The organism is Desnuesiella massiliensis, from assembly GCF_001403615.1.
Taxonomy (GTDB): domain Bacteria; phylum Bacillota; class Clostridia; order Clostridiales; family Clostridiaceae; genus Desnuesiella; species Desnuesiella massiliensis.
In genome coordinates this window covers 1,345,211-1,357,487 of the sequence record NZ_LN879456.1, presented here as the reverse complement: position 1 = coordinate 1,357,487, position 12,277 = coordinate 1,345,211, and the positions used below count along the sequence as shown (strand labels likewise).

13 protein-coding genes are annotated in these 12,277 nt (G+C 32.1%); 12 read left to right on the top strand and 1 reads right to left on the bottom strand.

From position 1 onward, the window contains the following. The first annotated feature begins 77 nt into the window (after positions 1-77). The 12 genes from BN2665_RS17340 to BN2665_RS17285 all read left to right on the top strand — a co-directional run bounded on the left by BN2665_RS17340 (position 78) and on the right by BN2665_RS17285 (position 10,820). On the top strand, positions 78-1,940 hold the full coding sequence (locus tag BN2665_RS17340; RefSeq protein ID WP_055668330.1) for a TIGR03960 family B12-binding radical SAM protein: 1,863 nt from the start codon (positions 78-80) through the stop codon (positions 1,938-1,940). After that, positions 1,915-2,616, top strand: a complete 702-nt coding sequence (locus BN2665_RS17335; protein WP_055668436.1) for a TIGR03936 family radical SAM-associated protein — start codon at positions 1,915-1,917, stop codon at positions 2,614-2,616. Before BN2665_RS17340 ends, BN2665_RS17335 begins: the two co-directional genes overlap by 26 nt. Positions 2,617-2,856: 240 nt before the next feature. Continuing rightward, positions 2,857-4,311, top strand: a complete 1,455-nt coding sequence (locus BN2665_RS17330; protein WP_055668329.1) for an Rne/Rng family ribonuclease — start codon at positions 2,857-2,859, stop codon at positions 4,309-4,311. A 134-nt stretch (positions 4,312-4,445) separates the two neighbouring features. After that, positions 4,446-4,760 (top strand): 50S ribosomal protein L21, encoded by a 315-nt coding sequence (gene rplU / locus BN2665_RS17325; protein ID WP_055668328.1) that lies wholly within the window; start codon positions 4,446-4,448, stop codon positions 4,758-4,760. A gap of 2 nt (positions 4,761-4,762) precedes the next feature. Next, positions 4,763-5,089: a ribosomal-processing cysteine protease Prp gene (locus BN2665_RS17320; protein ID WP_055668327.1), complete on the top strand. Its 327-nt coding sequence runs from the start codon at positions 4,763-4,765 to the stop codon at positions 5,087-5,089. 4 nt (positions 5,090-5,093) lie between these two features. Then, positions 5,094-5,396 (top strand): 50S ribosomal protein L27, encoded by a 303-nt coding sequence (gene rpmA / locus BN2665_RS17315; protein ID WP_055668326.1) that lies wholly within the window; start codon positions 5,094-5,096, stop codon positions 5,394-5,396. A gap of 316 nt (positions 5,397-5,712) precedes the next feature. After that, positions 5,713-6,990 (top strand): GTPase ObgE, encoded by a 1,278-nt coding sequence (obgE, locus tag BN2665_RS17310; RefSeq protein WP_055668325.1) that lies wholly within the window; start codon positions 5,713-5,715, stop codon positions 6,988-6,990. A gap of 14 nt (positions 6,991-7,004) precedes the next feature. Further along, on the top strand, positions 7,005-7,292 hold the full coding sequence (gene yhbY / locus BN2665_RS17305; RefSeq protein ID WP_055668324.1) for a ribosome assembly RNA-binding protein YhbY: 288 nt from the start codon (positions 7,005-7,007) through the stop codon (positions 7,290-7,292). A gap of 24 nt (positions 7,293-7,316) precedes the next feature. Further along, on the top strand, positions 7,317-7,919 hold the full coding sequence (gene nadD / locus BN2665_RS17300; protein WP_055668323.1) for a nicotinate-nucleotide adenylyltransferase: 603 nt from the start codon (positions 7,317-7,319) through the stop codon (positions 7,917-7,919). Positions 7,920-8,036: 117 nt separating this feature from the next. Then, complete coding sequence (gene yqeK, locus BN2665_RS17295) at positions 8,037-8,627, top strand: bis(5'-nucleosyl)-tetraphosphatase (symmetrical) YqeK (RefSeq protein WP_055668322.1); 591 nt, start codon at positions 8,037-8,039, stop codon at positions 8,625-8,627. Between the two features lie 44 nt (positions 8,628-8,671). Beyond that, entirely contained in the window at positions 8,672-9,910 is a 1,239-nt protein-coding gene (locus BN2665_RS17290; RefSeq protein WP_055668321.1) for an LCP family protein, read from the top strand. 13 nt (positions 9,911-9,923) lie between these two features. Further along, a complete protein-coding gene (locus tag BN2665_RS17285; protein WP_055668320.1) occupies positions 9,924-10,820 on the top strand; it encodes an RluA family pseudouridine synthase in 897 nt (298 codons plus the stop codon). Positions 10,821-10,956: 136 nt separating this feature from the next. Here BN2665_RS17285 and BN2665_RS17280 read toward each other — a convergent pair whose 3' ends face one another. Continuing rightward, positions 10,957-12,234 (bottom strand): D-alanyl-D-alanine carboxypeptidase family protein, encoded by a 1,278-nt coding sequence (locus BN2665_RS17280; RefSeq protein WP_055668319.1) that lies wholly within the window; start codon positions 12,232-12,234, stop codon positions 10,957-10,959. Positions 12,235-12,277: the final 43 nt, after the last annotated feature.

The window sequence follows — 12,277 nt, the reverse complement described above, 5'->3', positions numbered from 1 at the left end:
ATATTTAGATAGAATATTAATGGGAGTATAATAATTAATTATACTTCTTTATTTTTGAAGCACTAGGAGGAAATTTAATGAATAAAATTACAGATGATATATTGTTCAGGGTTGAGAAACCAGCAAGATATATTGGTGGAGAATTAAATTCCTGCATCAAGGATACCTCTAAGGTAGATATAAGGTTTGCCTTCTGCTTTCCAGATGTTTATGAAGTGGGTATGTCGCACCTTGGAAGCAGGATTTTATACCATTCCTTAAATGAAAGAGAAGATACCTATTGTGAAAGGGCTTATGCTCCTTGGCCAGACATGGAGAAGCTTATGAGAGAGAATGATATAGCCCTTTATGCTTTAGAGAGTAAAGATTCTTTAGCTGATTTCGATTTTTTAGGCTTTACCCTTCAATATGAGATGAGCTATACAAATATTTTAAATATGTTAGATATGAGTGGTATTACTATAAGAGCTTCTAAGAGAGGAGAAGAAGAACCCATTATTATGGCTGGAGGTCCCTGTGCTTATAATCCAGAACCCCTACATGATATTGTAGACTTCTTTGAGTTTGGAGAAGGCGAAGAGGTAATGAATGATGTACTTGACGTTTATAAGAAATATAAAGGTAAAGGTAAGAAAAAAGATTTTTTAAGAGAGATATCTAAAATAGAGGGTGTATATGTACCTTCTCTTTATGAGGTTACCTATAATGAGGATGATACTATTAAAGAATTCCAACCAAAATATGAAGATGTGCCTAAAAAGGTGAGAAAAAGGTTTATTACTAACTTCAATGATGTAACCTACCCTGAAAATATGATAGTGCCTTATACAGAAATAGTTCATGATAGAATAATTTTGGAAACCTTTAGAGGTTGCACCAATGGATGTAGATTCTGTCAAGCAGGAATGATATATAGACCGGTTAGAGAAAAAAATACTAAAACCTTAATTGAATTAGCAGATAAGCTATTGAAGAGCACAGGTTACAGTGAAATATCTCTAAGTTCTTTAAGCATCTGTGACTACTCTGATATTCAAAATTTAGTGTTTACTCTTATAGAAAAGCATAAAGAAAGCAATGTGAGTGTTTCTCTGCCATCTATAAGAATAGATGCCTTTTCTGTAGATCTTATAAAAGAGATTCAAAAGGTAAGAAAGACAGGTTTAACTTTTGCACCAGAAGCAGGCTCCCAAAGAATGAGAGATATTATCAACAAGGGAGTAACGGAAGAAAAGGTATTAGAGGCTGCTAAAAATGCCTTCGAATCAGGTTGGTCTACTATAAAATTATATTTTATGATAGGGTTGCCTTATGAAAATGAAGAGGATGTAAAAGGCATAGGGGAACTTTCAGAAAAGATAGTATCTCAATATTTTATGGTACCTAAAGATGTAAGAAATAAGGGGTTAAGGGTAACAGCCAGCACATCTATCTTTGTGCCAAAACCTTTTACTCCATTCCAATGGGCACCTCAAAGCACCATGGAAGAGGTTAAGGAAAAGATAAAACTAGTTAAGTCTTCAATAAAAAGTAAGGCTGTAGTTTATAACTATCACGAGTCCATAGTTTCTTATATGGAGGCTATGTTTGCTAGAGGAGATAGAAAGCTTTGTGATGTAATAATAAAAGCTTTTGAAAAGGGTGCAAAATTTGATGGATGGTCAGAATACTTTAATTTTGATTATTGGAAAGAGGCATTAGAAGAATGCGCCGTTAATGGTGATTTCTATGCTTATAGAGAAAGAAGCTATGATGAAGTTCTACCTTGGGACTTTGTTGACATAGGAGTGAATAAAGAGTATTTAGTAAAAGAAAATGAAAAAGCTAAAAATGCAGAACTTACTCAAAATTGCAGATTAGGTTGCACCGGATGTGGTGTTAATGTTAATTTTAAAGAAGGGAAGTGTTTTGAAGGTGCGTTACCTAATAAAGTTTACTAAAGATAGTCATATAAAGTTCATATCTCATTTAGACTTAATGAGAACTATTCAGAGAATAATTAAAAGAGGAGATCTACCTATTGAATATTCTCAAGGGTTTAATCCTCATATGAGTTTATCCATTGCGCAGCCACTATCAGTGGGAGCCCACTCAGAAGGTGAGTATATGGATATAGTTCTTAAAGAAGAACTTTCAGAGGAAGAGGTTAAAGAAAGATTAAATGCAAATTGCCCTAGTGGTATAAAAATACTGGAGGCTAAAAAGGTTAAGTCCTTAGAAAATGTTAAAAAGACTCCCCAAGCCATGGCTTTAATCGATGCAGCCAGCTATACTATAAAAATGAGGTATGAGGGTATAGAAGATTTAGAGGCACAAATAACCTCTCTATTAGAGAGAGAACAATGGACTATTTTAAAGAAGAGCAAAAGTGGAGAAAAGATGGTAGATATTAAACCTATGGTAAAGACTATTAAATATTGGACAAAAGAAGATTTTATCGTATTTAACGTTTTAATAAGCTGTGGAAGTAGAGAAAACTTATCTCCAGACTTATTATCACAATATATAAAAGAGAGTACTAAGGGATTTAAGGAAAATAGCTTTATTGACATCAAAAGAGAAGAGATGTATGCTTATAAGCATGATAAGCTAGTTCCTATATATAAATACGTTTAATTAAAAAGTCGTGGCTAGCAGTAGCCACGCTTAATTTTATTCTAAATTGTGAACAGTGCATTAGGCATCTCCAAAAAATAACTAGTCAGTCTACTCGTCTATTTTGCGTAATACTGCGTCTACAGAACCCACTAATAGCCCCACTATTAATGGAACCTGTGTCCTTGCCTTACGCAAAATATACGACCCATCTTTGACTACTTATTTTCTTGCGATGCCTTAAACAAGGAAGGGATTATTATGAGAGAAATATTTATAGAAAGAGGCAATAAGCTTTTAAGGATAGCTATTAAGGAAAAAGAAAAGCTTGTGGAATGCTATATAGAAGAGGACAGTAACGAACCTTTTCCAGGGGAGATATATAAAGGGGTTGTAAAAAATATAGTTCCGGCTATTAAATGTGCCTTTGTAGACATCGGTCATGAAAAAAATGCTTATATGTATATAGACAAGAAATACAATAATGTGAAGCTGAAAAAAGGGGAAGAGGTATTAGTAGAGGTAGTTAAGGAGGAGTTGGGTAATAAAGGAGCCAAGGTAAATAATTTTATAACTCTGCCTGGTAGGTTTGTGGTTTTAACTAATGAGAATACTAATATATCCTTTTCAAAAAAAATTGAAGATGATGCATTTAAAGGGTATATAGAATCAAATATTAAAAAGCCTGAGAATATAGGGATACTTTTAAGAACTAATGCCATGGAGGCAGAGCTAGAGACTATAAATAAAGAGATCGAAGAGCTATATGAGGTATACAAGGATATATATGATAAATGGAAATATAGTTTAAAACCCAAAAAGCTATATGGAGAAGGGAGTATAATATATAAAATACTTAGAGACAGTGTAACTACAGAAACAAAAAAAATATTAGTAGATAGCCTAGAGGATTACAATATAGTAAAGGATTTTATAGACCATAAGCTAAATGCAGAAGTACATGTGGAGTTGTATGAAGGCCATAGAAACTTATTTGATTATTATGGAATAGAGAAAGAAATTCTTTCTCTAAGGAGTCATAAGATAAGCTTAAATTGCGGTGGATACATAACTATAGATAAGACTGAGGCTATGCATGTGGTGGATGTGAACTCGGGAAAGAATACTAGTTCTAAATCTATGGAAAAAACAGCTTTTATAACTAATGCAGAAGCGGCAGCGGAAATAAGCCGTCAAATTAGGCTCAGAAATTTAAGTGGCATTATAGTAATAGACTTTATTGACTTAAATATTGATGAGGATAAAAATAAGATAATGGAGATATTAAAAGAAGGTTTTGCAGAAGATAAAAATAAAACTGTTATATATCCTTTTACTCAGTTAAACTTAGTACAAATCGCTAGAAGAAGGCGAGGAAAAACTATATATGACTATATTGAGGAACCCTGCATGGAATGCAGAGGAATAGGTAAAAGATTAAAACTTTCTTATATTTCTTTACTAATTAGAAATGAGATATTAAAAGTGAACTCAGGTGATACAATAAAGGATATTTACATAGAAATCAATCCAATGTATAAGGAATTTATTGAAGGAAATCTATTAGAGTTTTTATCCTCTATTGGGGCTTTAGACAAAAATGTATATATTAGCTATTTAAGTAATACTGAATATTTTAAGGTAGAACCTTTAATATTTCATAGCCAAATCGAAAACTTAAAGGGTTATAAAGTATGGAGTAAAGATAGCATATAAAAAAATATTGATAAAAGTTTCTTTACAAAAGGTGCCACATATGTTAAAATGGCTTTTGTAGACCGCACACATAAGGTTTTAAAACACTTTTAGTGTACCTGAGATGGCGAGACTGGATAGAGGAGGTGTATTTAATGTACGCAGTATTAACTACAGGAGGAAAACAATACAGAGTTCAAGAGGGAGACGTTATAAGCGTTGAAAAGTTAAACGCTGAAGTTGACTCAGTTGTTGAATTGACATCTGTACTTGTTGTTTCAAAAGAAAACGGAGATTTAGTTGTAGGAAAGCCAGTAGTTGAAGGTGCTAAAGTTGTTGCTAAGGTTTTATCTCAAGGAAAAGCTAAAAAAGTAGTTGTTTTCAAGTACAAACCAAAGAAAGACTACAGAAGAAAGCAAGGACATAGACAACCTTTTACAAAATTAGTTATTGAGAAAATAGAAGCTTAATTATGACTAAGATAATTCTAAAAAAAAAGGATTCTAACATAGTTGCTTTTGCTATTAAAGATCATGCAGGGTTTGCTGAAAGTGGTGAAGACATAGTATGCTCAGCTATTTCAGTATTATCTCAAAGTATTTTAATAGGAATAGAAGAAGTTCTTAACATAAAGGCAGACTATAAAATCCAAGATGGATTTTTAAACTTGGATTTAAGCAAGAATAATAAGGAAGACATTGAAAAGTGTCAGGTTTTATTAAAAACCATGGAGAAGAGTTTAGAAAGCATAAAAGTTGCTTACGGAAAATATATAAAGCTTGAAACAGAGGAGGTGTAGCTCTATGTTAATAATGAACCTTCAGTTATTCGCTCACAAAAAAGGGGTAGGAAGCTCCAAAAACGGTAGAGATAGTGAATCTAAAAGACTTGGTGTTAAAAGTTCTGATGGACAATTCGTACTTGCTGGAAACATATTAGTAAGACAAAGAGGAACAAAGATTCATCCAGGAAACAATGTTGGTATTGGTAAGGATGACACTCTTTTTGCTAAAATCGATGGCGTAGTAAAATACGAGAGATTAGGCAGAGACAAGAAGAAAGCAAGCGTTTATCCAGTAGAAGTAGAAAATGCAATAGCAGAATAATTATTGATTTATAAGCACCCTTAATGGGTGCTTTTTTAAAATCATATTATTTATAAAAATAATATAACTGTAAATAATATTATTATGTTATAATTTGTTAAGGCATCGTAAAAAAATAAATAGTTAAAGATACGAGTAGACTGACCAATTATTTTTGGAGATGCCGTATATATAGGGAAACATTACGAAAACTTAACTTATACATGTTCGAAAATCGCATCTTTAAGCGATTATTGGGCATGTATAAGTTAATAGTTGAAGTTGTTTCTCTATAGAACCATTAAATTTATTAATTACAAGATAGGGTGATAAAAGTATGTTTATAGATACCGCCAAGATATATGTTAAATCTGGAGACGGAGGAAACGGCAGTGTTTCCTTTAGAAGAGAAAAGTATGTTCCATTAGGAGGACCTGATGGAGGTGACGGTGGAAGAGGGGCCGATGTAGTATTAGTAGCAGATAATAACATGACCACTCTTTTAGATTTTGCTTATAAAAGAAAATATGTGGCAGAAAAAGGTGTAGATGGATCTGGTTCAAAATGCTATGGTAAGGATGGAGACACATTATACCTTAAGGTTCCTACAGGAACTATAGTAAGAGATGTAGAAACTAATAAAATTATGGCTGACCTTTCTCATGCTGGGGAAAGCTATGTTGTAGCAAAAGGGGGAAAAGGAGGAAAAGGAAATACTAAATTCTGTACTCCTACAAGGCAAGCACCAAACTTTGCAGAACCTGGAATGCCTGGAGAAGAAAGATGGATTACTCTAGAGTTAAAGTTGTTAGCAGATGTAGGGCTGATAGGATTCCCTAATGTTGGAAAATCAACTCTTTTATCTATGGTGTCAAAGGCTAGACCTAAAATAGCAAATTATCACTTTACTACTCTTAAGCCTAATTTAGGTGTAGCGAGTATATCAGGATTACCTGGTTTTGTTATTGCAGATATACCAGGTATTATTGAAGGAGCCGCTGAAGGAGTAGGATTAGGCCTTGACTTTTTAAGGCATATTGAAAGAACGAGAGTATTGATTCATGTGGTAGATATTTCAGGAGTGGAAGGTAGAGATCCTATAGAAGACTTTATAAAGATAAATGAAGAGCTAAAGAAGTATAGCGTGAAATTATGGGATAGGCCACAGATTATAGCTGCAAATAAAAGTGATATGCTCTATGATGAAGAAAAGTTTGAAGAGTTCAAACAAAAATTAAATGAAATGGGATACAAGAGCATATTTAAGATATCAGCGGCTATAAATGAAGGTGTAGAAGAGCTTATGAAAGAGGCGGCAAGAGTGCTAAGTACAATTCCATTGGTAGACCTTGAAATTTCTGAAGAAGATATGTATATACCAGAGGAAAAGAGATTTACTTATACTATAAGACAAGAAGAAGAGGGTATTTTTGTAGTAGAAGGAACTTTTGTGGATAGACTTTTATCAGCTGTTAATGTCAATGAGCCAGATTCACTAAAATATTTCCATAAGGTTTTAAGAAACAAGGGTATTTTAGATGAGCTTATGGAAATGGGTATACAGGATGGGGATCTAGTAAGATTGAATGATTTTGAATTTGAATTTTTATTATAATAGAGGTGATTTTAGTGATAACGACTAAGCAAAGAGCTTATTTACGTTCCTTAGCTAATGATATGCAGCCTATTTTTCAATTAGGAAAGAACGGTATTGAAGAGAGCTTTTTAAAGCAAATAGACGATGCTTTAGAGGCTAGGGAGCTTATAAAGTTAAATGTATTAAATAATAGCGGATATGAAACTAGAGAGGCTTCAGATATAATTTGTAAAGAATTAAATTGTGAAGGTATTCAGGCTATAGGAAATAAGATAGTACTATATAGAAAGTCAACAAAGAAGCCAAAAATAGAATTATAGAATTTAGCATATGGTGAGGAATTTATGAAAATAGGTGTTTTTGGGGGGACCTTCGATCCCATACATAATGGTCATTTATATATTGCCAATGAGGCTCTTAAAAAACTAAATCTAGACCAAGTAATATTTATGCCTAGCGGTAATCCACCTCATAAAATAAAAAAGGTTATTACTGATGGTAATATAAGATATGAAATGGTGAATATGGCCGTCAGAGATTATAAACTATTTGGAGTAAGTGATTATGAAATAAGAAAGCAAGGTTTGAGCTTTACTTTTGAAACCTTAGAATATCTAAATAAACTATATGAAAATTCAACACTTTATTTTATAACTGGGGCGGATTGTCTTATAGATCTTCATACATGGAAAGCTATTGATAGAATTTTAAATGCTTGTACCTTTGTGGTCTTTAATAGACCTGGATATTCAAAAGAAGATATACTTAAGCAAAAATCCATTATTGAAGAAAGATTTAATAAAGAAATAATCTTTATAGAATTACTAAACTTAGAGATATCTTCAAGTTATATTAGAAATTCTATAAAAGAAAATTTAAGAGTAGATTATTTTCTTCCATCAGGGGTATATAATACCATTGAAGCCTTAGACTTATACAAGGAATAAGGGAAATTAAAGGTAAAATTTAACTTATACATGTTTCCAAATGGCGTACTTAAGCTATTATGGTGCATGTATAAGTTAATAGTTGAACTTATTTCTCTATAGAAAGGAGTATGGCTTATGTGGGATGAAGAGAAGATAAAAGAATACTTAAAAACTAATCTAAAACCTAAGAGATATAGGCATGTTATGGGAGTAAGAGACACAGCTTATAAATTAGCTATTATTCATAATGAGGATAGGAATAAAGCAATTTTGGGAGCACTGATCCATGATTGCGCTAAAAATAAAAGCAATGAAGAGATAATTAAAATAGTAGAGAATAGTCCTTATACAGTAGAGGATGATGAATATAAGATGCCAGAACTATTGCATGGCTTAGCTGGTGCTATCATTGCGAAAGAGCTTATGGGTATAGAGGATGAAGATGTTTTAAATTCTTCCATATACCATACTACAGGAAGGAAGAACATGACTTTGCTAGAAAAAATTATATATATAGCAGATTATATAGAGCCTAACAGGGACTTTCCTGGAGTAGAAGATTTAAGAGAAATTACTTTTAATAATCTAGATGAAGGATTGTTGAAAGCTTTTAACAATACCATCAAATATGTGGTAGAAAAAGGTGGGGTATTGCATAAAAGAACTATTGAAGCAAGAGACTACCTGCTTAAAGAGATGCAAGATAAAGCCTCTCGTAGTAAATAATGAATCATTGATGGTAAACTACAAATGGGTTAAGGGTGATTTTAATGAGTATAAAAGGGTTAAAAAAGAACAGATTAGCTATTAGTCTATTATTGATTTTAATTTTATTACTTTGTGCAGGAGTCAGTACCTTATCTTTTTTTTATGATTACCTTGGAAAATTTAGTAAAAATTCAAAGGAAAATGTTCCTTTAGCAAAAGTTACTGATAAGAATTCACCGATAAATATACTGATTCTGGGCGTAGATATTGGAGACGTTAATAGTAAAGATAATGACAATATAAAAAGAACAGATAGTATAATGGTAGCAAATTATAATCCTAGTATTCCAGAGCTCAAATTAATATCTATTCCAAGAGATACACTGATTCAAGTAAATGGAAAGAATAATAAGATAAATGCAGCTTATGCTTTAGGTGGCATAAAATATACTGTTGCCTCCGTAGAGGGCATATTAGGGATAGATATTAACTATTATGCCAAATTAGATTATGAAGGTTTTAGAAGAGTTATAGATGCCATAGGTGGAGTGGATATGGAAATAACTCAGAATATGAATTATGATGACGATGCTCAGAATCTTCATATACGATTTAAAAAGGGTGAAGTAGTTCATTTAGATGGTAAAAAGGCTGAGGAATTTTTTAGATGGAGAAAAAACAATGATGGCACTGGTTTAGCAGATGGAGATTTAGGTAGAATAGAAAACCAGCATAAGCTTATAAGTAAGGTAATAGAGAAGTTTAAAAGTGTTACTATAATACCTAAGATCAATAATATTTTAAATATTATACCAGAGTATGTTTCTACCAATATGCTGGGAGAAGACATACTTAAATATGGGTTAAGTTTTATAAAAATAGATAAGGCTAATATAGCTATGCATACCATAAAAGGCGATGCTAAATACATTAATGGAATATCCTATTTAATATATAATGAAAAGAATAATAGAGAGCTTTTAGCTAGTATACAACATACTAGCCAAACCTTTAAAAATATATCTAAGGGGAGCTTAAAGATAAAGATCTTAAATGGTACAAAAACCAATGGATTAGCCAGTAATATTTCTAAAAAAGCTGAAGCTTTGGGCTATAAGAATATAAGTATTGGTAATACGGATAAGGTTGAAAAAAGCAGAATACTTGTTAAATCCTACAGCGATGAGATGAAAGCACAATTAGAAAGAGATTTTAATATTCATAACATAGAAACTCTTAAAGAAAATAATGAAGATTTTGATGCCATAGTTTATATAGGTGAGGATTTTAAGAGTAATTAATTAGGAGGAAAGAATGAGTTTCTTGGAGTACAAAATAACAAAAGAATATGAAGGAATGAAAATAAGAGAGTTTTTAAAAAATAATATAGAGCTTTCTACCAGGCTTATAAGAGGAGCAGCTCTTGATAAAAGGCTTAAGGTTAATAAAAAAGATGTTAAGCTAAATTATGTACTAAAAGAAGGGGATATGATTAATATTCAAGTTTCAAAAGAAGAAACTCAAAACATAGAGCCACAAAATATTCCTATAGACATAGTTTATGAAGATGAAGACTTATTAATAGTAAATAAATCTCCATATATGGTAGTACATCCAACCAAAGGGCATCCTTCTGGGACCTTATCTAATGGAGTGTTATATTATTTTAAAGAGAAAGGAGAAAATTGCATAGTTAGATTAGTAAGCCGATTAGATATGAACACTTCAGGTCTGATAATAATAGCTAAAAATCAGTTTTGTCATATGGCTTTATCAAAGGCTATGCAAGGGGACACCTTTAAAAAGTACTATCTTTCAATTATCCACGGAAATTTAAAAGAAAAGGAAGGTACTATAGATTTGCCAATTTATAGACCTAGTGAGGATGTTATTAAGAGGATAGTACATGAAAATGGACAGAATAGTATAACCCATTATAAGGTTTTAGAAAGCTATGCTAAGGGAGAGTTAGTAGAATTATTATTAGAGACAGGCAGAACCCATCAGATAAGAGTACATTTAAGCCATCTAGGACATCCTATTTACGGGGATGAATTGTATGGCGAAGAATTTAGTGATGAAGAATTCATTAAAAGACAGGCTTTACATGCATATGGGGTAGAATTTATACATCCTAAGACTAAGAAAACCATAGTTATAAAGTCCGAGCTGCCAGAAGATATGAAAAAACTAATTGAATTGATAAAGTAAAGGTTCTATAGGTATAGGGAAACAAAGTGAAACTTAACTTATACATGTTCCAAAATAGTATCTTTAAACTATTTTGATGCATGTATAAGTTGATAGTTGAACTTGTTTCTCTAAGCTACCTATAGAACCTTTTTAACTAAGGCGTAGAACTTTTCTTTAAGGCGCTAAATTTTTTCATTCTTCTTGCTCTTCTCATCCTTAAATTAATGATTCTAACGGATATGAGGGCTAAGATAAGAACTATGGGCGTTATAATAAAGATACTTATAGAATTCTTTTTTATAGTTTCCTTTGCAGAGACTAAAGGAGTTATTTCTCTACTAACACCACTAGCTAAAGGAAGTTTGCCTATAATGTCATTATTTAAAGATATATTTGAATCAAGAATTTTATCTCCTCTATTAAAAGAAGTCTTTTCAAGATTTTGAGGAACCACAGAGCATACAGGAGAAAGATCCTTTAAACTGGCATCATCTTTATCCTTAATAAAATAGAAATCGTCATAAGCTAATAAAGGTATTGAGAGGCTATCATTAATTTTATAGGTAGATACTTCATCCCCTCTTGAGTATAGCTTTACAAGTTCGTATTTTGTAAAGCCATACTCAAATAACGCCTTTGCTTCAGGAAAATATACTGATTTATCATCAGATTTTAGTATGGTAACAATCAGTCTTTGACCGTTTCTTTCTGCTGTAGCAGTGAAAGTATGCTTAGAAGGAGTAGTAAATCCTGTTTTTCCAGCTACGCAGTCTTTATCAAAGTAACGATTATTTTTTAAAATTAGATTATTTTTATTATTTACCCATCTTATTTCATTGGATTTATTAGTAGGCTGTATTTTATAAAAAGGCTCTTGAGATATCTTTATATAATCACTAAGCTTTGATACCTCTCTAAGGATTAAGGACAAATCGTAGGCAGTAGTTAAGTGATCCTTTTCATATAGCCCGCTAGGATTTACAAAGTTAGTATTCTCACAACCTAGTTGCTTGGCTCTTTCATTCATGAGTTTAGCAAAGCCATCAATAGAACCTGATATATGCTCAGCTAAAGCTTCTGCACAATCATTAGCAGATTCGAGAAGCAATCCATATAATAAATCCTTTACAGAAATTATCTCTCCTTCTTTTAAGCCTATAGCAGTCCCTTCTGCATTAGGAGGATTCTTTCCTACAGTTACCTGTTCGTCCAATTTGCACTTTTCTATAGTTAATAATGCAGTCATTATCTTAGTGGTGGAGGCTGGAGCTAAAGGTTCCTTCATATTTTTATCATAGAGAACCTTTCCAGTGGTGGCGTCTATTAATACAGCACTTTCACTAGAAATTGAAGGTGGATGTGTAGCAGCCTTAGCCTTATTTGCAGGTAGAATTAAAAAAACTATGAATAATGCAAAAAATATTTTTTTCATATTTTCCTCCGCTTATGGATAACTAAATTATAAATATTCAAAA

What these genes read in the sequence shown, in the direction of transcription:
- BN2665_RS17340 (WP_055668330.1), top strand. Translation starts at nt 78, where the DNA reads ATGAATAAAATTACAGATGATATATTGTTCAGGGTTGAGAAACCAGCA.
- BN2665_RS17330 (WP_055668329.1), top strand. Translation starts at nt 2,857, where the DNA reads ATGAGAGAAATATTTATAGAAAGAGGCAATAAGCTTTTAAGGATAGCT.
- rplU (WP_055668328.1), top strand. Translation starts at nt 4,446, where the DNA reads ATGTACGCAGTATTAACTACAGGAGGAAAACAATACAGAGTTCAAGAG.
- BN2665_RS17320 (WP_055668327.1), top strand. Translation starts at nt 4,763, where the DNA reads ATGACTAAGATAATTCTAAAAAAAAAGGATTCTAACATAGTTGCTTTT.
- rpmA (WP_055668326.1), top strand. Translation starts at nt 5,094, where the DNA reads ATGTTAATAATGAACCTTCAGTTATTCGCTCACAAAAAAGGGGTAGGA.
- obgE (WP_055668325.1), top strand. Translation starts at nt 5,713, where the DNA reads ATGTTTATAGATACCGCCAAGATATATGTTAAATCTGGAGACGGAGGA.
- nadD (WP_055668323.1), top strand. Translation starts at nt 7,317, where the DNA reads ATGAAAATAGGTGTTTTTGGGGGGACCTTCGATCCCATACATAATGGT.
- yqeK (WP_055668322.1), top strand. Translation starts at nt 8,037, where the DNA reads ATGTGGGATGAAGAGAAGATAAAAGAATACTTAAAAACTAATCTAAAA.
- BN2665_RS17290 (WP_055668321.1), top strand. Translation starts at nt 8,672, where the DNA reads ATGAGTATAAAAGGGTTAAAAAAGAACAGATTAGCTATTAGTCTATTA.
- BN2665_RS17285 (WP_055668320.1), top strand. Translation starts at nt 9,924, where the DNA reads ATGAGTTTCTTGGAGTACAAAATAACAAAAGAATATGAAGGAATGAAA.
- BN2665_RS17280 (WP_055668319.1), bottom strand. Translation starts at nt 12,234, where the DNA reads ATGAAAAAAATATTTTTTGCATTATTCATAGTTTTTTTAATTCTACCT.